At 48.9% G+C, this 325-nt stretch carries 1 protein-coding gene; it reads left to right on the top strand.

All coding sequences use genetic code 11. From position 1 onward, the window contains the following. Window positions 1-40 precede the first annotated feature (40 nt). On the top strand, window positions 41-325 hold a 285-nt coding region (locus FMN63_RS30065; RefSeq protein ID WP_205513850.1), incomplete at its 3' end, for a hypothetical protein.

Here is a 325-nt window from a genome sequence, read left to right as displayed (position 1 = left end):
GAGATGTTGGAATCAGATCCATGTTGTACCCGACCCCGTAATGGGTTTGCCATTACCTGAAACAAGTTCGAAAGCTGTAGCAGGCGCTACTTCAGCAGATGCTGTTAACCAGGCTAATCGAGTGGAACCTTCAACTGGAGGACATACCAAGCTTCCTGTGATCGGCGTCTCGGTACGTTTTTGGGAGTCAGACCGGAAAGAACTTACGGCTATTGCAGCCGGATTGAAAAAACTGTGCTCCAAAAGAGCGGTGCACCTGCGTTTTCTGCCATTTCATCTGCCAGTGGATGAACAGGCATCACGATTCCTTATGGAAATGCTAGGT

Source organism: Stappia sp. BW2, assembly GCF_008107695.1.
GTDB lineage: Bacteria > Pseudomonadota > Alphaproteobacteria > Rhizobiales > Stappiaceae > Roseibium.
This window is presented reverse-complemented; position numbering and strand designations above follow the sequence as displayed.